The 19534-nt window shown below is 72.3% G+C and carries 18 protein-coding genes; 7 read left to right on the top strand and 11 right to left on the bottom strand.

Annotated elements, in window-relative coordinates:
* Positions 1-460: 460 nt before the first annotated feature.
* The 3 genes from Dfulv_RS22510 to Dfulv_RS22520 form a co-directional block, all read right to left on the bottom strand.
* Complete coding sequence (locus Dfulv_RS22510; RefSeq protein ID WP_259866458.1) at positions 461-955, bottom strand: hemerythrin domain-containing protein; 495 nt, start codon at positions 953-955, stop codon at positions 461-463.
* A 114-nt stretch (positions 956-1069) separates the two neighbouring features.
* Positions 1070-2608, bottom strand: coding sequence for a class II fumarate hydratase (gene fumC / locus Dfulv_RS22515; RefSeq protein WP_259866460.1), 1539 nt, complete (start codon positions 2606-2608; stop codon positions 1070-1072).
* Positions 2572-4287 (bottom strand): NAD-dependent malic enzyme, encoded by a 1716-nt coding sequence (locus Dfulv_RS22520; RefSeq protein ID WP_259866462.1) that lies wholly within the window; start codon positions 4285-4287, stop codon positions 2572-2574. Before Dfulv_RS22520 ends, fumC begins: the two co-directional genes overlap by 37 nt.
* 328 nt (positions 4288-4615) lie before the next feature.
* Between Dfulv_RS22520 and Dfulv_RS22525 the strand changes: the two genes are divergently transcribed.
* Positions 4616-5194, top strand: a complete 579-nt coding sequence (locus Dfulv_RS22525; protein ID WP_259866464.1) for a C40 family peptidase — start codon at positions 4616-4618, stop codon at positions 5192-5194.
* 148 nt (positions 5195-5342) lie between these two features.
* Here Dfulv_RS22525 and eda read toward each other — a convergent pair whose 3' ends face one another.
* From eda to Dfulv_RS22565, 8 genes are read right to left on the bottom strand one after another with little or no spacing between them, the layout of a single operon-like run.
* Positions 5343-5966: a bifunctional 4-hydroxy-2-oxoglutarate aldolase/2-dehydro-3-deoxy-phosphogluconate aldolase gene (gene eda / locus Dfulv_RS22530; RefSeq protein ID WP_259866465.1), complete on the bottom strand. Its 624-nt coding sequence runs from the start codon at positions 5964-5966 to the stop codon at positions 5343-5345.
* Positions 5967-5977: 11 nt separating this feature from the next.
* Entirely contained in the window at positions 5978-7288 is a 1311-nt protein-coding gene (locus tag Dfulv_RS22535; protein WP_259866467.1) for an FGGY-family carbohydrate kinase, read from the bottom strand.
* Positions 7285-8277, bottom strand: coding sequence for a 1-phosphofructokinase family hexose kinase (locus Dfulv_RS22540; protein WP_259866469.1), 993 nt, complete (start codon positions 8275-8277; stop codon positions 7285-7287). Before Dfulv_RS22540 ends, Dfulv_RS22535 begins: the two co-directional genes overlap by 4 nt.
* Positions 8278-8281: 4 nt before the next feature.
* Positions 8282-9265 (bottom strand): sugar phosphate isomerase/epimerase family protein, encoded by a 984-nt coding sequence (locus Dfulv_RS22545; protein WP_259866472.1) that lies wholly within the window; start codon positions 9263-9265, stop codon positions 8282-8284.
* Between the two features lie 35 nt (positions 9266-9300).
* The gene (locus Dfulv_RS22550) at positions 9301-10341 is read right to left on the bottom strand and encodes an ABC transporter permease (protein WP_259866474.1); all 1041 of its coding nucleotides are present in this window, start codon (positions 10339-10341) and stop codon (positions 9301-9303) included.
* Positions 10338-11891 (bottom strand): sugar ABC transporter ATP-binding protein, encoded by a 1554-nt coding sequence (locus Dfulv_RS22555; protein WP_259866476.1) that lies wholly within the window; start codon positions 11889-11891, stop codon positions 10338-10340. The genes Dfulv_RS22550 and Dfulv_RS22555 overlap by 4 nt, the downstream gene beginning before the upstream one ends.
* Before the next feature lie 21 nt (positions 11892-11912).
* Positions 11913-12977, bottom strand: a complete 1065-nt coding sequence (locus Dfulv_RS22560; protein ID WP_259866479.1) for a sugar ABC transporter substrate-binding protein — start codon at positions 12975-12977, stop codon at positions 11913-11915.
* Between the two features lie 56 nt (positions 12978-13033).
* Positions 13034-13801, bottom strand: a complete 768-nt coding sequence (locus Dfulv_RS22565) for a DeoR/GlpR family DNA-binding transcription regulator (RefSeq protein WP_259866481.1) — start codon at positions 13799-13801, stop codon at positions 13034-13036.
* Positions 13802-14146: 345 nt separating this feature from the next.
* On the opposite strand from Dfulv_RS22565, the gene Dfulv_RS22570 reads away from it, so the two are divergent.
* Genes Dfulv_RS22570 through Dfulv_RS22595 form a run of 6 tightly spaced genes read left to right on the top strand, consistent with a single transcriptional unit; the run spans position 14147 to position 19534 of the window.
* Entirely contained in the window at positions 14147-14728 is a 582-nt protein-coding gene (locus tag Dfulv_RS22570) for a glucose-6-phosphate isomerase family protein (RefSeq protein WP_259866483.1), read from the top strand.
* Positions 14715-15407, top strand: a complete 693-nt coding sequence (deoC, locus tag Dfulv_RS22575) for a deoxyribose-phosphate aldolase (RefSeq protein ID WP_259866485.1) — start codon at positions 14715-14717, stop codon at positions 15405-15407. Before Dfulv_RS22570 ends, deoC begins: the two co-directional genes overlap by 14 nt.
* Positions 15404-16342 carry a hypothetical protein gene (locus Dfulv_RS22580; RefSeq protein WP_259866487.1) on the top strand — a complete coding sequence of 313 codons (939 nt, stop codon included), beginning with the start codon at positions 15404-15406 and terminating at the stop codon, positions 16340-16342. The genes deoC and Dfulv_RS22580 overlap by 4 nt, the downstream gene beginning before the upstream one ends.
* Positions 16339-17133 (top strand): MBL fold metallo-hydrolase, encoded by a 795-nt coding sequence (locus Dfulv_RS22585; RefSeq protein WP_259866489.1) that lies wholly within the window; start codon positions 16339-16341, stop codon positions 17131-17133. Before Dfulv_RS22580 ends, Dfulv_RS22585 begins: the two co-directional genes overlap by 4 nt.
* Entirely contained in the window at positions 17130-18011 is an 882-nt protein-coding gene (locus Dfulv_RS22590; protein ID WP_259866491.1) for an SIS domain-containing protein, read from the top strand. The genes Dfulv_RS22585 and Dfulv_RS22590 overlap by 4 nt, the downstream gene beginning before the upstream one ends.
* Positions 18008-19534: a xylulokinase gene (locus tag Dfulv_RS22595; protein ID WP_259866494.1), complete on the top strand. Its 1527-nt coding sequence runs from the start codon at positions 18008-18010 to the stop codon at positions 19532-19534. The genes Dfulv_RS22590 and Dfulv_RS22595 overlap by 4 nt, the downstream gene beginning before the upstream one ends.

The following is a 19534-nucleotide window of genomic DNA, read 5'->3' on the forward strand; positions in this document are numbered from 1 at the left end:
TCGCCTCACCCGGATCGCGTGGGCGCGTCACGCGAGGAAAGGCGTTGGTACACGACGGAAAACGTGATCGCGTCACCACAGTTCGGTGACCGCATCGGTATGGCGGCGGAGTTCGCTTCCGAGTAATTCACCGCACTCATCACCTTCATTGTCGCCGCGATTCGCGGACGGTTCGGACGCCGGCGCAGGTCCCGCACCGGCAACCGGCACACGAGCAGCAGGCAGCCGGCCACGTCGGCGCCACCCGCCGTAGACGGTGCCGGCGGCGGGACGTACACGCGATAGCTTCGGGCTCACTCCTTGACTGGATGGACGTGCGGGTCGAGCAGGGCGCGGGTGAGTGGCGTCCGGCCGGCGTGCCTCGGCCCACCCGCCGCATCGATCCCACGCACCTCGTGGGGCACCGGAGCGGACATCGGCGCGTCGGGCGGCCGGTCCATTGTGGACCGGCTGCCGTGCTTCAGCTCAGGCCCAGTGCGGCGCGTGCCTGTGCCGCGTCGTCGCGGGGGAGGACCTGCTGCGCCACGTCGGCGACGGCTCCCCGGACCGCTGCCGGAGCGGCGGCGAGGCCGGTGAGCCACGCCAGCCGGGCGGGACGCTCGAGCGCGGGCAGCAGCCATCGGATCGAGGTCCGGGTCACCGCGGCGGGCGTGGCGGCGAGAAACTGCTCACGGCAGGCCACCAGTTCCTCGTCGGTGCGCACCTGCCAGATCGCGGCCATGACGGCTGTCTCCTCCTCGTGCAGGTGGTGCAGCGTCGTCCCGACGTACCGGGCGAGGTCGCGGTACCAGGCGAGCCCGGCCGCCGGGTCGGCCCCGGTGCGCAGGGTGCCGAAGCGTTCCTGCAGGTCGGCCAGCAGGTCGTCGAGGTCTCGGTGGTCGTCCTCGGGCAACGCGAGCGCGGCCTCATGGCCGAAGGTCGGCGTGCGCAGCCGCAGCGAACTGGTGGCCGCCATCTACCACCGGCATTACGAGCCGCAGGCGGACACGGGTGCTCATCCCGGCCCGTACGGCTGGTACCTGGACCAGAACGTCGGTTCGCTGGTGTCGTAGCCGGCGCTTGAACCGCGTCAGGCGTGCGAGACCACGTCGGCGGCGCCCGCGTGGGTCAGGTTCTCGGGCACGACGATCCGCTGGTACGTCTCGTCGCTCACGCCCCGCCGCAGCGCCGCCTCCTTGAGGGTCAGGCCTTCGTCGATGGCCAGGTGTGCGATCTCCGACGCCTTGTCGTAGCCGATGACCGGGGACAACGCGGTGACCATCATGACCGAGCGTTCGACGTCGTGCCGCAGTTGGTCGCGGTTGAGCTGGACGCCTTCGACGAGGAACTCGCGGAAGTGGTCGGCGGCGTCGGCGAGGATGCGCACGGAGTGCAGGACGTTGTTGATGACGACGGGGCGGAAGGCGTTGAGTTCGAAGTTGCCTTCGTTGCCGGCGACGGCCACCGCGGTGTCCGATCCGAGCACCTGGATGCAGACCATGAGCATCGCCTCGGCCTGGGTCGGATTGACCTTGCCGGGCATGATCGAGGAGCCGGGCTCGTTGGCGGGGAGGCGGAGCTCGCCGAGGCCGGCGCGTGGGCCGGACCCGAGCCAGCGCACGTCGTTGGCGAACTTGAACAGTGCCGTGGCGATCCCGCGCAGCGCGGCCGACACGCGCACCAGCAGGTCGAGGGAGCCCTGGGCGGCGAACTTGTTGGGCGCGGTGACAAACGGCCGACCGGTCAGCTCCGCGATCACCTTGGCGGCGTCCGTGCCGAAGCCCGGCGGGGCGTTGAGGCCGGTGCCGACGGCGGTGCCGCCCATCGCCAGGCGGTACAGGCCCCGCGTGGTCGAGGCGAGGTGGTCGGCGGCGTCCTCGAGCTGGGCGGCGTAGCCGGACCACTCCTGGCCGACGGTGAGCGGGGTGGCGTCCTCCAGATGGGTCCGGCCGATCTTGACGACGTCCGCCCAGTCACGGCTCTTGACCGCGGTGGCGTCGTGCAGCCTGATGAGCGCCGGCAGCAGGTGCCCCTCGATCGCGGTCACGGCGGCGACGTGCATGGCAGTGGGAAAGGTGTCGTTGGACGACTGCCCCATGTTGACGTCGTCGTTGGGGTGCACCGGGGTCTTGGATCCCAGCTGCCCGCCGACGAGCTGGATCGCCCGGTTGGAGATCACCTCGTTGACGTTCATGTTCGACTGGGTGCCGGAGCCGGTCTGCCACACGTACAACGGGAACTCGCTGTCCAGCTCGCCGGCGATCACCTCGTCGGCCACCCGCGAGATCAGGTCCGCCTTCCACTGCGGCATCCGTCCGGCGCGGGCGTTGACGGTTGCCGCGGCCTTCTTGACGTAGCCGTAGGCGTGGTAGACCTGTTTCGGCATGCGATCGTCGCCGATGTCGAAGTGCACCAGGGAGCGCTGCGTCTGCGCGCCCCAGTAGTGGTCGGCAGGCACGGCGACCGGGCCGAGCGAGTCGGTCTCGGTGCGGGTGCCGGCGGCGTCGATACCGATCGGCACGTCCCGGATCTCGGGCGCGCCATGCTCCCCGGCCCGGTCGTCGCCGGCTGTCCGGCGTGCGGCCATCATCGTCACCCGGCCCTGACCGGACGGTACTCGGGCCGCCACATCGCGTCCTGCACCTGCTGGACAGGATCGGTCAGCTCGACACGGGCCAGGCCCTCGTCGGCGGCCTGCTTCGCGACCGCCACGGCGACGGTCGCCGACACCGTGCGCAGGTTCTCCACGTGCGGCAGCAGGGAGGCGCCCGGCGTGCTCACGTCGACGAGGCCGGCGACGGCCTCGGCGGCGGCGGCGAACATCCCGTCGCTGATCCGTCTCGCCCCGGCCACGACGGCGCCGAGACCGAGACCGGGGTAGAGCAGGGCGTTGTTCGCCTGCCCGATGCCGTGGGTGACGCCCTTGTAGGTGACCGGCGGGACCGGGATGCCGGTGGCGATCAGGCCGCGGCCGTCGGTCCACGGGATGAGCTGGTCCGGCATCGCCTCGATGCGCTCGGTCGGGTTGGACAGCGGGAAGATGACGGGCCGGTCCACGTGCGCGGCCATCTCCCTGACGACCGCCTCGGTGAACGCGCCGTGCACGGTCGAGGTGCCGATCAGCATGGTCGGCTCGACCCGGGCGACGACCTCGTGGAGCCCGACGCCGCCGTCGCGACGCCAGCCCGTGACCTCGCCGGCCGGCCGGGCGTACGGGGCCTGGTAGTCGCTCAGGTCGTGCATGTCGTCGGTGAGCAGCCCTTGCTTGTCGATGCACCAGATCTGCCGGGTCGCCGTGTCCTGGTCCGCACCGTCGCGGACGATCGCGTCGCGCAGCTGGTCGGCGATGCCCACGCCGGCGGTGCCCGCGCCGAAGACGACGATCCGCTGCTCCCGCATCCGGCTGCCGGCCACGCGTACCGCGCCGAGTGCTGCGGCGAGCACGATCGCGCCGGTGCCCTGCATGTCGTCGTTGAACGTGCAGACCCGGTCCCGGTAGCGCTCGAGGATCCGCCGGCCGTTGCTCGGTCCGAAGTCCTCCCAGTGCAGCAGCGCGTGCGGGAACAGCTTGGTCGCCGCCCGCACGTAGGTGTCGATGAACTCGTCGTAGCGCTGCCCACGCACCCGGGCGTGACGGTTGCCGAGATAGCCGGGGTCGTTGAGCAGTTCCTCGTTGTCGGTACCGACGTCGAGCGCGACCGGAATCACCCGGCCCGGATCGATCCCGGCCGCGGCCGTGTAGACGGCCAGCTTCCCGACCGCGATGTCGATCCCGCCGGCGCCCCAGTCGCCGATCCCCAGGATCTCCTCGGCGTCGGAGGCGACGATCAGGTCCACGTCGTCCGCGCCCAGCCCGACGTCGGCCAGCGCCGTCTCCACCCGGTCGGGTTCGTTGATCGACAGGAACACCCCGCGCGGGCGGCGGTATTCGTGGCTGTACCGCTTGATCGCCTCACCGACCGTCGGGTCGTAGACGACCGGCAGCATCTCCCGCAGGTGCTCGGCCAGCAGCCGGTAGAACAGCACCTCGTCGTTGTCCTGCAACATCGCCAGGAAGATGTTCCTCTGCAGGTCGGACGGCTGCCGGTGGTACTGCTCGTACACCCGCCGCAGCTGATCCTCCAGTGACAGCACCGCCGGGGGCAGCAGCCCCGCCAACCCCAGGGCCTCCCGCTCCTCGTGCGTGAACGCCGTGCCCTTGTTCAGCAACGGCGTGTCCAGCACCTCCACGCCACGCGCCGTCGTGACGTAGGCACCGTCCTCCGACCGGAACCTCCGCTTCGCGGCCACCCGGGTTCCCACCGTCATCGGAACACCGCCTCCCGGTTGTCATCGGTACGCCCGCCGACGGTGCTCCCACTACCCAGCACCGGTCGAGTAATCCCTGGCCGGACCGCTCGACGACGGATGCGGGCGCCTGTCCGCGCGTCAGGGTGGCCGGGCGCATGAGTTGCCCGCGGTCGCCGGCCCTGCGTCCTGGCACATGTCATAGCGTGCAGACGGCCCTCATTCCGGCCGCCACAACAGTTTCGCCATGTCCGGGTTCCCGGAGCGGCCCTCACCCGACGTGAGGGTACGGCAGAACGTTGGCCGCGGGATGCGCAGCGGAACCCGGACCGTACTCGGGAGAACTCCGTTGACCGATGTCATCGCCCGCCTCTGCGCGGTCGCCGTCGTCCCGTCCATCGCCGTCCTACCCGCACAGGCCGCCGGCCTGGCTCCGCCCGATACGCCGGCGGAGACCCGCTCCGTCGTCGACCGCAAGTCCGAGCCGGTGGTGTCCGGCGTGACGAAGCCGGACGCCGTCACGTTCAAGGCCGCCACGCTCAAGAACGGCGGGCCAAACAACGTGCCGAAGACCGGGCCCGTCACGGTGCCCGCGACCGGCCCGGCCGCCGTCGTCATCTCCTACGCGCTGGCCCAGGTCGGCAAGCCCTACAAGTGGGGCGCCGCGGGGCCCGGCGCGTACGACTGCAGCGGCCTGGTCATGGCCTCCTACGCCAAGGCGGGCATCAAGCTGCCGCACCAGAGCGGGCAGATCCCCCGCCGCGGCCGGAAGGTCCCCGCCGGGCAGTGGCAACCGGGCGACGTCATCGCCTTCCCCGGCCACGTCGCCCTCTACATCGGTGGCAACCGGATGGTCGAGGCCGCGAACAAGAAGTCCGGCGTGCGGATCGCGCCGACCCGCGGCGGCACGGCGTACCGCTTCCTGTAAGGCACCTCCAGCGTGCCTCGTGCGTGCGGGCTGCGTCGATGCGGGGCGCCGGATCGGATGCGGCCCGCTCGCACGCCGAAGGTCCCCGATGGGCCGGCCGTCGCCGCTGACCTGGTCAGATGAGGCCGGCGGCGGCGACTCCGGCAGGTCAGCGTGCGGCGGCGGCGACCGCCGCGGCGACGAGGTCGGTGACGCGGCCGAACTCCCCGGCGGCGATCGCCTTTCGGGGCACCATCCAGCTGCCGCCGACGGCGAGGACGGACGGCAGCGCGAGGTATCCGGCCGCGGACTCGGCGTCGATGCCGCCGGTCGGCACGAACGAGACCTGGGCGAAGGGCGCCGACAGTGCGGCGACGGCCGGCGCGCCGCCGGAGGTACCGGCGGGGAAGAACTTGACCACGGTGACGTCCTCGGCGAGGGCGGTCATGATCTCCGTCGCCGTGGTGGCGCCCGGCAGCGCGAAGACGCCGTGCTCCCGGCAGCGACGGACGACGGCCGCGCTGAACCCGGGCGACACGACGAACCGCGCGCCGGCCTCGACCGCGGCATCGACCTGCGCGGGTGTGGTCACCGTGCCGGCGCCGACGGTGACGCCGCCGTGTGCCGCCATCCGGGCGATCGCCTCGGCCGCCGCGTCGGTACGGAAGGTGACCTCGGCGATCGGCAGGCCGCCGGCGGCGAGCGCGTCGGCGAGCGGTTCGGCGGACGCGGCGTCGTCGAGGACGACCACCGGGACGAGGCGGTGCCGGGCGAACAGATCGGGCGTGATCATGGTGCTCCTGTCTACGGTTCGACGGTGCTGAGGTGCACGGGTCTGTCAGCCCGGCCGGTGGCGCCGAGTTGGGCGAGCGCGGTGACGCCCAGCACGGTGGCTTCGGGCTCGGCGACGAAGCGGAGCCGGCGGCCGGTCGCCTCCTGACGGAGCCGGCGCCAGGTCGGCCAGCCGGCGGCGACCCCGGCGACGGTCACGTCGGCGATGCCGGTGTTGCCCAGGTGGCCCAGCCGCGTGGTCGTGGCGTCGGCCTCGACCGCGAGACCCTTGAGCAGGCTGGCCATCGCATGCGCCCGGGTGACGTCGATCGGCATCGCGGCGAGCCGGGCGGTGCGGCGATCGGCGTCGATCCGCGCCGGGCCGACGGCGTCGACCACTTCGGCGATCTCCGTCCACATGACGCCGTCGCCGACACCGTCGAACAGCAGCTGGTGCCAGGCCTGGTAGTAACGGCCGGACGGGGTGGCGCGGTGCAGGTAGCGCAGCCCGCCGGCGACGAAGATGCCGGTGTCGACGCCCGGCTCGACCGTGCCGGGCAGTTCGTCGAGCAGCAGCAGCTGCGCCTCCGAGGTGCCGGCCGAGACGTACACGTCACCGGCTCGCCGCACGCCCGCTCCGAACGCGCCGCACATGTGGTCGTGGCCGCCGGTGACGACCGGCACTCCGGCCGGCAGCACGCCGGCGCCCGAGGTCCGGCCGACGACGGTGGCGCTGCCGACGAGCTCGGGCAGCGCCAGCCCGGTGATGCCGAGCCCGGGCAGCGTGTCGTCGCGCAGGACGCCGGCCCGCACGTCGAGCAGGCCGGTGCGGGACGAGTGGGACACGTTGAGAAAGACCGGCGCGCCACGTTCGGCGAGCAGGCCGCGGGCGACGAAGTCGGCGAGCGACGTGAAGGTGCGGGCGGCGGCCAGTTCGCCGGGCAGGTGGCGGGCGAGCCACAGCAGCTTGAAGACCGAGAAGGTGTCGTCGTCGGCGGCCCAGGCGGTCGCGGGTGTCCTGGTTTCCCGGCCGTGGCCGGCGAACCACGCCAGTACCGGTGCGGTGACCGACCCGTCACCGGCGAGCAGGACGACCTCCTCACCGACCGAGCCGACGCAGACCCCGGCCAGGTCGCCCGGCCGCACCGCCGGGTCGGCCAGCAGCCGCGCCAGCAGGTCGCCGACCGACGCGGCGACCTGTCCGGCGTCGCGCCGGCCGCCCCACGGGTCGTCCTGCACGGCGGTGGGCGCGTCGCGCAGCGCGACCAGGCGGCCGGCTTCGGCGTCGTAACAGCCGACCTTCGTCCGGGTGGTGCCGATGTCGACCCCGACGAACTGGCTCATGCGCTCTCCGCTGCGCTGCGGACCGGGGCGTGCCCGGTCACGGTGACCCGCTGCCGCAGCCGCGTGACCAGGTCCGGATCGACGTCCGGGACGAGCGCGGCCGCGTTGGCCGCCCCCATCGCCGAGGCCAGGCTCAACGCCGAGGCCGGTGGCTCGCCCCGGCCGAGGGAGACCGCGAGGCCGGCCAGGAACGAGTCACCCGACCCGGTCGCGTTGAGGGTCTCCACCTGCGGGCTGTCGGCGGCCAGCTCGTCCGCGCCGCCGATCCACAGCGCGCCGGCGGTACCGCTGGTCACGACGAACGTGGCCCCTGTGTCGGCGTGCAGCGCGCGCATCGCCGCGCCGGCCGCGCCGAGGTCCGCCAGGGGCTGCTCGAGGATGCCGGCGAGCTCGTGGATGTTGGGCTTGACCACGAGCGTGCCGGTCCCGATGCGGCGGGCCCGGGTGTCGGCGATGACCTGCGCGAGTGCGTCGCCGTGCGCGTCGACCAGCGCGACCGCGCCGCGGTCGAGCGCGAGCCGGGCGATGCGGGCGTGGAAGCCGGGCGCGCAGCCGGGCGGCAGGCTGCCCGTCGACACGACCACGTCACCCGGGCGTACGGCGGCGGCGAGCCCGGCGGCGAGCTGATCCTGCTCGTCGTCCGTGACCAGCGGGCCGCGCTCGTTGAGCACCGTCGAACGCCCCGTGCTCTGCTCGATGACGACCGGCGTCACCCGGGTCTCGCCGGCGATCTCGATGTGCCGGTCCAGCACACCGAGATCCTGGCAGCCCTGGCGGATCACCTGACCGACGACGCCGCCGACGAAACCGTGCGCCGTGACCGTGGCACCGAGGCGGCGCGCGCCGCGGCACACGATCAGGCCCTTGCCGCCGGCGAGACTGTGCACCGTCGAGACCCGGTTGACCTCGAACGGGTGGAACTGCGCGACCACCTGGAGCCGGTCGAGTGCCGGGTTGGGGCACACGACGTGCAGCGTGAACTCCGGCATGGGACTACGCGTCGATCTGGTACAGCGAGAGCAGTTCCTCGTCGCTCGCGCCCAGCACCTCGTCCTCGCGCTCGCGGAAGGTCTGCGCCGTGACCCGCACGAGCTCGTCGAGCCGGTCGGGCTCCGGCGGCAGGTTCATCGCGGCGTAGGGGTTGCCGCCGGCCCCGAGCGGCTCGGCCGAGCAGTAGTTGTCGCCGCGCTGGTAGCCGATCGCGTACAGGGCCATGATGACCACGTCGAGGTCGAGCAGGCCGTGGCCGAGGGCGCGGCGGTTGGTGTCGGCCAGGTGCAGGTTCAGCATCCGGTGGCCGTGGTCGAGGATCGTCGCGCCGATGTGCAGCTCGCCGCTGAGCATGTGGTACAGGTCGCCGTTGAGGTGCGCGATCGACGGGTGGTCGACCAGGTCGAGCAGGCGCAGCGCCTGCTCGAAGGTGTGCACGACGCTGGTCTCCTCGGGCCGGATCGGCTCGACGGCGCCGCGGATGCCGGCTGCGGCGAAGTCGTCGGCGACGAGGCGCATCGTCTGGGCCGAGCGCTCCAGCTCGTACGAGTCGAAGGCGACCGGCCGGCCGACCGAGGCGGCGCCGAACAGCAGGTACGAGCCGCCGACCGCCTGGGTGAACTTCGCCTGGCGCCGGAAGTACTCGATGGCGCGGGCCCGCACGTGGGGCAGGTTGTGCGCGAACTCCTGGTTGGGTGTCACCATGCCGCAGATGCCGGAGACGGTGATGCCGTGGTCGCCGAGCACCCGGAGGGTTTCGTCGGGGCGGTAGCCGAGGTCCTCGGAGTAGAGGTTGCCGTGCAGTTCGATGTAGCGCACGCCGTACTTCTCCAGCCGCGCCGCGGAGACCGCGAGCTCCTCGGTGCCGAAGCCCCAGTTGCTCCAGCCGAGCTTCAGTCGCGGCTCGTCCGCGGTGTGGCCGCGCCGCGCCTCGATGAACGCCCGGACGACACGCTGGTCGTGGGAACGGAAGGGTTGCGGTTTCATGGTTCCGGTCCTTTCGGGGGTGTACTGAGGGGCGCTCACGCGCCGGTACGGGCGAGGAACCGCTGGCGGAGCGCCTTGAGGCTGAGGTGCCGCAGGTTGCCCTGGCGCCCCTGGTCGAACAGCGCGGCGAGGACGATGACCAGGCCGATGCTGAGCTGCTGCAGGAACGGTGACAGGGCGAGCAGGATGAACGCGTTGCGCAGCACGCCGAGCAGGCAGGCGCCGAGGAACGCGCCGACGATCGATCCGCGGCCGCCGGAGAGGCTCGCGCCGCCGATGACGGCCGCCGCGATGACGTCCAGTTCGTACCCGGTGCCGGCCTGCGCCTCGGCGACACCGACCTGGGTGGAGAAGACGATGCCGGCCAGGCCGGCGAGCGTGCCGATGAGGACGAAGGTGAGGATCCTGGTACGGCCGACCGGGATGCCGCCGGTGCGTGCGGCGGCGTCGTTGTCGCCGATCGCGGTGACTCGCAGGCCGAAGATCGTCCGGGTGAGCAGGAGCTGGCCGATGATCACCAGCGCGACGAAGATGATGACGCTGACCGGGATGCCACCGAGGATCCGGCCCTGCCCGATGAACGACAGCTCGCTCGGCATGGTCTGGGGCAGCCCGCCGGTGATGAGCTGGGTCAGGCCGCGGGCTATGGACAGCATGCCGAGGGTCACGATGAACGAACTGACCCGGCCCAGCACGACGACGGTACCGACGGCGAGGCCGCACAGGGCGCCGACGCCGATGCCGACGATCATCGCCACCCACGGGTTCGCGCCGCTGCCGTACACGGAACCGGCGGTGACCGCGGACAGGGCGAGCACCGAGCCGACGGAGAGGTCGATCTCCTTGGCGATCAGCACGAACGTCTGACCGACGGCGATGACGCCGACCACCACGACCGTCTGCAGGACGTTGTACAGGTTGTCCTTGCGCAGGAAGTTCTCGTTGGCCAGGCTCACCAGCAGGCCGAGCACGATGATGACGCCGAGGAGGCCGGTCTCCTGGCGTTTGAAGACCGAGCGGGCGACGTCCTTGACGGAGCGCTGCCGGGCCCGGGCGGTGACGGTGGTGGCACTCATGTTGATCCTTCGGTTGAGCCCATGGCCGCGGCCACGATGGGCTGAGGTCCGGCGTTGTTGGGGGCGTCGAGGGTCACCTGTCCCTGCCGGACGACGACGACCCGGTCGGCAAGCTCGACCACCTCCTCCAGTTCGGAGGAGATGAACCAGACGGCAAGGCCCTCCCGGTGGGCCAGTTCGCGCAGCGTCGCGTAGATCTCGGCCTTGGTGCCGACGTCGACGCCGCGGGTCGGCTCGTCCAGGATCAGCACCTGCGGCTTGGCCGCGAGCGCCCGCGCGAGCAGGACCTTCTGCTGGTTGCCGCCGGACAGCGACGTGATGGGCGCTTCGGTGGAGGCGGCCTTGACCCCGAAGCGCCTGCTGAGGTCGCGGGCCGTGGCGCCGGCGCGGCGGGCCGACACCCAGCCGAGCCGGCCCAGGGTCGACAGGATCCGGACGGTGAGGTTGTAGCCGACAGTCTGCGCGTGGAAGACCTCGGTGCGCCGTTCCTCGGCGACGTAGGCGATGCCGAGCTTCTGCGCCCGGCCGGGTCCGGGGATGCGCACCCGGCGGCCGCCGACGACGATGCTGCCACGGACGACCGGGCGCATCCCGATGACCGTCTCGGCGATCTCGGTGCGGCCCGCGCCGACCAGCCCGGACATGCCGACGATCTCACCGCGGCGCACGGTCAGGTCGACGTCGGTGAAGCCCTCCCCGGTGAGGCCTTTGAGCTCCAGCGCGACCTCGGCGTCGGCGGCCGGTCCCCGGCGGTCGGCCGCGACCTCGGCGACGACCGCGCGCTTGCGCTCGCCGGCCATGAGCGCCACGGCGCGCTTCTCGTCGATCTCGTCGGGCGGGCCGGCGGCGACGAACGTACCGTCGCGCAGCACGATGACGTGGTCGACGATCGAGAACACCTCGGCGAGCCGGTGGCTGACGAGCACGACCGCGACGCCGTCCGCCCGCAGCCGCTTCACCACCGAGAACAGTCGCTCGGACTCCTCGTGGGTGAGGCTGGAGTTGGGCTCGTCGAGGAAGAGGACCTTCGGCTGGCGCGACAGCGCCCGCACGATGTCGACCATCTGCCGCGACGCGGCCGACAGGTCCCGGCACAGCGTGGCGGGGTCGGGCAGGTAGTCGGCCATTCCCAGCCGGTCGAGCAGCTCACGCGCCCGCTGGACGTTCTCGCCCCGGCGGGCGATCGCGTAGCCGGGGCGCTCGCCGAGGTCGTACAGGAAGAGGTTGTCGGCGATGGTCAGCTCGCTGATGAGCAGCGGCTCCTGGTGCACGACGACGACACCGGCGGCGATGGCCTCCAGGGGCGTGCCGAAGCTGACGCCCTTGCCGGCGAGCGTGAGCCGGCCCTCGTCGGGCCGCATCTCGCCGGAGCAGAGCCGGATGAGCGTGGACTTGCCGGCGCCGTTCTCGCCGAGCAGCCCGGTGACCTGGCCGGCCGGGAAGGCGAGCGACACGTCGCGGAGGGCCTTGACCGGGCCGAACGACTTCGCCAGGCCGGCGACCGCGAGGGCCGCCGGCGTGACGCCGTCACCGTGAGCATTTGTGGTCATGGGTGCGGGTGCTTTCCCGGATCAGGAGGCGCCCGGCGTGCCGAGCGGAACCGCGGACGGGTCGTGCCGGGCCAGGTTGTCCTTCGTGACGAACGGGGCCTCGGCCTCCTGGACGACCTGGTCCGGGTTGTTGCCGGTCACGGCGGCGTTGAACAGCTGGATCGCCACGTTGTAGCCCTGGCCGAACGCGTCCTGGCCGATCACGCCGTACATCGAGCCGTTCTTAATGGCGTCGATGTTCTCGGTGGTGATGTCGAAGCCGATGACCTTGACGGTGTCCTGCTTGTTGGCCGCGGCGACGGCCTGCGCGGCGCCGAACGGGCCGCCGGCGGTCGCGTAGATGCCGACCAGGTCGCTGTTGGACTGCAGGTAGTTCTGCGCGGCGGAGTAGGTGTTCGACGCGGAGTCCTTGGCCTCGACGCCCTGACCGACCAGGGTCAGGTTGGAGCCCTGCAGCCCGTCGACGAAGCCCTTGCGGCGCTGCTCCGAGCCGGGCGCGGTGAACTGGCTGACGATGACGCCGACCTTGCCGGCCTTGCCGCCGGTGGCCTTGATCATCTCTTCTGCCGCGGTCTTGCCGGCCTTGTACTGCTCCTGCGCGTAGTTGACGCTGCCGCCGGACTTGCCGACGCAGTCGAAGAGGGTGTTGTAGGCGCCCAGCTTGACGCCCTTGGCGGACAGCGTCTTGATGTCGGCGCAGTTGCCCTCGCCGGCGATGAAGAAGCCGATGCCCTTGTACCCCTGGGCGTCGGCGCCGCGGATCGCGCTGGACACCGTCTGCACGTCGATGTTGTCGCCGGCGACGATCCAGTCGACCTTCCCGTTGTGCGAGCCGAGCACGCGGTTGGCGTAGTCCGCACCGGCCTTCACGGAGACCCAGTACGGGTTGTTGGCGAAGCCGATCATGGCCACCTTGACCTGGCTGTCCGGCTTCTGGTCGGTCGGGGCCGGCCGGCCGGAGATCGCCTCGCTCGGGCCGCTCTCCGCAGCCTTGTCGCCGCCGCCGCAGGCCGCGGTGAACAGCGCAACGGACAGCAGTGCGGCGGCGCTGCGGGCGAAGACCTTGCGCCGGGTTCGGTATGTCATGGTTCCTCCAGGGGTGATGTCGGCGTCGTGGCCACCGGGTGGCCTGCCGGGAAGCTTCAGTCGTCCGCGAGCCGGACCTTCAGGCCCAGGCCGTGGAGCTCGTCGATGGTTGCGGGGTCGATGCCGCGATCGGTGACGACGAGGTCGATGTCCTCGATCGCGCCGTAGCGGCAGGCGGCCTGCAGGCCGAACTTGGTGTGGTCGGTCATGAGCACGGCCTTCTGCGCCGAGGCGAGAATGGCCGCCTTGACCGCGGCCTCGGCGGGGTCGGGGGTGGAGAGCCCCCAGGCCAGGTCGATGGCGTTCGCGCCGACGAACGCCACGTCGAACCGCAGTCCGGCGAGGCGTTCGAGGGCCCAGGTGTCGACCTCGGCGTAGCTGGCCGGGCGCACCCGGCCGCCGATGGTCATGACGGTGCTGCGGCCGAGGTCGGTCAGTTCGAGGGCGATCTGCAGGGCGTTGGTGACGATGAGCAGGTCGCCGCGGTCCGGCAGGAGTTGCGCAAGGTGGCCGGTGGTCGAGCCGGCCTCGATGAAGATGGTGCCGAAGGGCGGGATCTCCGCGGCGGCGACGCGGGCGATGGCGAGCTTCTCGTCGCGCCGTTCGGCGATGCGGTTGGAGACCTTTCCCTCGACGGCGAGCGCCGTGCGGGCGATCGCGCCGCCGTGCACGCGTCGCAGGTCCCCCGAGGCCTCCAGCACGGAGAGGTCGCGCCGGATGGTCTCGGCGTTGACCGCGAAGCGGGCCGACAGGTCGGCCGCCACGACCTGGCCCGCCGTGCGCACGAGATCGGCGATCTCGCGGCGGCGTGCGGACGCGTTCATGGCCACATCCCCTTCACCGATCCTGTGGGTTCCCACATGTTGCGTGGAGTCACACTACAAGCAGCCAGAGTGTTGTCAACGGGAGATTTGCCAAATATTACACAGCGATGACCTAGCCAGCTGGCTCGGTGTTGACGTTTCGTGCAGTCTGTCCGAATAAATCGGGCCAATAGCTCCCTCGATCCGGGGGAGGAGTCCTCGGCTGGATTGAGATTTTCGGATGTTTACTACATCCATGTCGTTGTGATCACGCCGAGGGTGACAGCGTCTTGTAAGTTTGCTACAAACAGAGACCGAAGACGGCGTTGCATTGGGTCAGCGCTACGGACGAGCAGAGGGAGCACGGTGTCCGAACCGCTGCCAGGACCGGCTCTCGTCATCACCCCGCACGGGATGACGGGCCGCACCGGTCGCTACGAGAAGAAGCTGTCCGACCTCGACGGGCTGTTCGCCGACGCCGAGGCGTACGCCGCACGCCTGGCACTGGAGCCCGACCGGGTGATCTACCACGTCGACGAGTTCCGCCCCTCAGGCGCGAACGGCGACCTCATCACCGGCATCTCCACGCTGTCGCCCGGCCGGGTCGGAGCCGAGTTCCACATGACCCGCGGCCACATCCACGCCCGGCAGGACCGCGCCGAGATCTACCACTGCCTGTCCGGCCACGGCCTGATGCTCATGGAGACCCTCGACGGCCGGACCGTGGTGACCGAGCTGCGCCCCGGCGTCGTCGCGTACGTGCCGCCGGTGCACATCCACCGCAGCGTCAACATCGGCGACAGCGACCTCGTCACCCTGTTCTGCTACCCCGCCGACGCCGGCCAGGACTACGGCATCATCGCCCGGTCGGGCGGCATGCGGCACCGCGCCGTCGCCGACGCCATGGCCTGGCGGCTGGAGGAGAACCCCACCTATGTCCCCCGCTGAACTGACCGGGCACGCCCTGGCCCGGATGATCGACATCAGCGCCGTGCAGGCCCAGCACGGGCGCACGGACGTCGAGGAGCTGGCCCGCCACGCCCTGGAGGGCGACTTCGTCGCGGCGCACGTGCTGCCGTCCTGGCTGCCGGTACTGCGCCCGCTGCTCGCCGGCTCCACCACGAACGCCGGCTCACCGGTCGGCTTCCCCTCCGGCGGCTCGGCCACCCCGGTCAAGGTCGCCGAGGCCCGCTGGCTGCTCGACGCCGGCGTGCAGGAGATGGACGTCGTGATGAACATCGGCCTGGTCCGCTCCGGCGAGCTCGCCGCCGCCACCCGCGACGTCGCCGCGGTGCTGGAAGCCGTCGCCGGCCGGGTGCCGGTCAAGGTCATCCTCGAGGTCGGCCTGCTCGACGGGGAACAGCTCCGCGCCGCCGCCCGGGCCGCCGTCGACGCCGGCGCCGCCTCGCTGAAGACCGGCACCGGTTGGCAGGGCATCCCCACCACCGCCGAACACGTCCGGGTGATCCGCGAGATCGCCGGGGCGGACCGCGAGATCAAGGCCTCCGGCGGCATCCGGTCGCTGGCGCAGATCCGGGAGCTGCTCGACGCCGGCGCCACCCGGTTCGGCATCAACACCGCCCACGCCGTCCGCCTGGTCGCCGAGGCCGGGGAGGACCGGGCATGACCCCCGAGACGCTGCGCCCGGCCGCGCGGCCCACCCTGTACTTCGTCGGCGTCACCACCGGCTCGTCCGCGATCCACCGCGTCTTCGCCGCCTGGCGGCCGCTGCTCGGTCTCGACGACGTCGACCTGGTCGGCGTCGACATCCCGGTCGGGGCCCACCCGGACGCCTACCGCCGCGTCGTCGAGCACCTCCGCGACGACCCGTTGTCACGCGGCGCCCTCGTCACGACCCACAAGCTCGACCTGTACGCGTCGTGCCACGACCTGCTGCGCGAGGTCAACGCCGACGCCGCCCGGCTGCACGAGGTCAGCGCGCTGGTGGCCCGCAACGGCTGGATCGACGGCCTGGCCCTCGACACGATCACCAGCGAGCTGTCGCTGCACGCCATCGTGCCGAAGCTGGTCGGCCGTGACGTGCTCGTCATGGGCGCCGGCGGCGCCGCCCTCGCGCTGTGCGACTACTTCGCCTACCGGGTCGGCGCCGACGCGCCGGCGCGGGTCGTCGTCACCGACGTCGACGCCGGCCGGCTCGGCGCCATCACCACCGCGACGGCACAGGGCGACCCCGGCATCGCCTGGCGGACGCACCGCGTCGAACCCGGCGACGTGCACGACGCGCTGCTCGCCGACCTCGCCCCGGGCGCGCTGGTGGTGAACGCCACCGGCATGGGCAAGGACCGGCCCGGCTCGCCGCTGAGCGACGCCGCCGTGTTCCCGCCCGGCGGGTACGTGTGGGAGTTCAACTACCGCGGCGAGCTGGGCTTCCTGCGGCAGGCCCGGGCCCGCGCCGAGGCCGACGGGCTGACCGTCGAGGACGGCTGGCGGTATTTCGTGCACGGCTGGACCCGGGTGATCGACGCCGTCTTCGACCTGGGCATCCCGACCGCCGGCCCGGGCTTCGACCGGCTCTACGACGCCGCGCAGGGGGTGCGGTGACGGTGCTCGCGCAGTGGCTGGGCCAGGCCGGCTTCCGGCTGACGCTGGACGACGCGCACCTGCTCGTCGACCCGTACCTGTCGGACTCACTGGCCCGCAAGTACGCGGGGAAGCGCTTCCCGCACGTCCGGCTGCGCCCCGCCCCGGTGACGGTGGACGACCTGCCGCCGCTGCTCGCGGTGCTGTGCTCGCACGCGCACACCGACCACATGGACCCGGACACCCTGGCACCGCTCATGGCCGCCCAGCCGGACGTGCGGCTCGCCTGCCCCCGCGCGGTGCTCGACGAGGCGCTGCGGCGCTCCGCGGCGGACGCGGCGCGGCTCGACCCGCTCGCCGACGGCGAACGCGTCGGGTACGGGCCGTTCACGGTGACGGCGGTACCGTCCGCGCACGAGGAGCGGGTCGTGGACGGCGACGGCAACGACCGGTTCCTGGGGTACGTCATCGAGGCCGCCGGCGTCCGGATCTACCACTCCGGCGACTGCGCGCCGTGGGACGGCCTGGCCGAACGACTGCGCGGGCTCGCCGTCGACGTCGCTCTGTTGCCGGTCAACGGCCGCGACGCGGACCGGCTCGCGAACGGGGTGCCCGGCAACTTCGACTTCGCCGAGGCGGTCGAACTGTGCGCCCACGCGGGTATCGGCACGCTCGTGCCACATCATTGGGGCATGTTCGCCTTCAACACGGCCGATCCGGCCACGTTCGACCATGCCCTCGCCGCCCGCCGCGGCGTGACCGTCCGCGTGCCCGAGCACGGCGGCACCCTCGACCTGGCGGGCCGCCGATGAGCAACGGACCTGGCAACGGACCGGTGCTGGAGCGCGTCAACCAGCGCCTGCCCGAACTGCGCCGCTCCGAGCGCAAGGTCGCCGACGTCATCCTGGCCTCTCCGCACGCCGTCGTGCAGATGACGCTCGCCGAGCTGGCCGAGGCCGCCGGCGTCAGCCAGCCGACCATCGTCCGGTTCGCCAACGCGATCGGCTGCGACGGCTTCCACGACTTCCGGATCCAGCTGGCGCAGAGCGTCGCGCTCGGCATCCCCGCCACGCAGTCGGTCATCGAGGCCGAGGACGACACCGCCACCACGGTCAGCAAGATCTTCGACTTCTCGATCACCTCACTCGACCACGTGCGGCGCCACCTCGACCTGTCCGCGCTCGACCGGGCCGTCGACGCCCTCGCGTCCAGCTCGCACATCGTTTTCATCGGTCTCGGCGCATCCGGCATCGTGGCGATGGACGCCGAGCAGAAGTTCCCGCTGTTCGGCGTGCCGTGCTCCGCGCCGATCGACACCCACCAGCAGTTCCTCGCCGCGTCCACCAGCACGCCCGCGACGGCGTTCGTGGCGATCTCGAACACCGGACGTACCGTTTCGATCCTCGACACCGTCCGGGTCGCCCGGGAGCGCGGCGCGACGGTCATCGGCATCACCGGTGGCCCGTCGCCCCTCGCGGAGCTGAGCAACATCGCGCTCGTTGTGGAGTCGCTGGACAACACCGACGTCTACACGCCGACGATCTCCCGCCTCGCCCAGCTCGTCGTCGTCGACGTCCTGGCCACGAAGGTGCTGCTGCGCCGCGACGAGTCCGCGCTGCGCGACATCCGCACCATGAAGACCCGGCTGTCGCGGATGCGCTCCGGCACATCCCCCGAGGCGACGGCATGACCGGCCCGAGCGAGGCGGCGCTCGCCTTCGACCTCGGCACCGGCGGATGCAAGGCCGCCCTCGTCGACCTCGACGCCCGGGTGGCCGGCACCGCGTTCGTCCCCTACCCGACGAGCTATCCGGCCCCGGGCCGGCACGAACAGCGCCCGGCCGACTGGTGGGACGCGCTCGGACGCTCGGCCCGCGAGCTGCTGGCCGCCGACGCCGGCCGGCACCGCGTCGTCGCGGTCGGGCTGTCCGGGCACAGCCTGGCGATGGTCCCGGTCGACGCCGACGGCACGACGCTGCTGGAAACGGTGCCGATCTGGTCGGACATCCGCGGCGAGGACGCCGCCGCGGCGTACTTCGCCGGCACCGACGAGACGGCGTGGTACCGGCGCACCGGCAACGGCTTCCCGCGCGGCATGTACACCGTGTTCAAGGCCGCCTGGCTGCGTGCCGAGCACCCGGACGTCGCCGCGCGGACGGCACACGTGCTGGGCAGCAAGGACTGGGTCAACGCGCGCCTCACCGGGGTCCGGCGCACCGACCCGAGCTACGCCTCGGGCAGCGGCGCCTACGACCTCGCGACCCGCCGGATGATTCCCGGCGTGTCGGCCGCGCTCCGCGTTCCCGCCGGGTGGTGGCCGCCGATCGTGCCGTCGGCCGGGGTCGTCGGCCGGGTCAGCGCCGAGGCTTCCGCCGCGACCGGGATCCCCGCGGGGACACCCGTGGTGGCCGGCGGCGTCGACAACGCGTGCATGGCCCTCGGCGCCGGCCTGGACCGCCCCGGCGAGGCGTACATCTCGCTCGGCTCGTCCAACTGGGTCACCGTCGCCGGCGCCGAGCCGGTCCTCGACGACGTGACCCGACCGTTCGTGTTCGACCACGTCCTGCCGGGCCTGTACATCTCGGCCCTGTCCACGTTCGGCGGCGGCAGCAGCCTGACCTGGCTGGCCGGCATGCTCGGCCGCGCGGACGACCTCGACGCCCTGCTCGACGAGGCGGCCGCCGCGCCGGTCGGCGCCCGCGGCCTCACCTGCGTGCCGACCCTGGCCGGCGGCACCGTCGCCGAGGGCGGCCCTGCGGTGCGCGGCGCGCTGCTGGGGCTCGACCTCGGACACACCCACGGCGACCTGGCCCGTGCCGTGGTCGAAGGGATCGGCTTCAGCCTGGCCGACGCGGCGCACACGATGCTCGCCGCGGTACCCGCCGCGCCCGAGCTCACCGCGACCGGCGGCGGCGCCCGCGGCGGCCTCATGCTGCAGGTCCTCGCCGACCTCATCGGCCGCCCGGTCAGCCGCCCCGACGCCGCGCAGCACGGCGCCGCGCTCGGCGCGGCGGCCCTCGCGCTGCTCGGCACCGGCGCCTGGACCGGCACCGGGCCGCTGCGCGCGGCGCACCGGGCCGCGCTGCGCGCCGACCCGCGCCCCGAGCTCGCCGCCGCCTATGACCAGCCGCGTGCCCGTTTCGCCGCCGCCCGCGCGGCGACGCGTGCCCACGCGGCCCGATCGTCACCCGGCGATCACCGCACAACCCCCTAG

It is taken from the genome of Dactylosporangium fulvum (genome assembly GCF_025137375.1).
Classification (GTDB): Bacteria; Actinomycetota; Actinomycetes; order Mycobacteriales; family Micromonosporaceae; genus Dactylosporangium; species Dactylosporangium fulvum.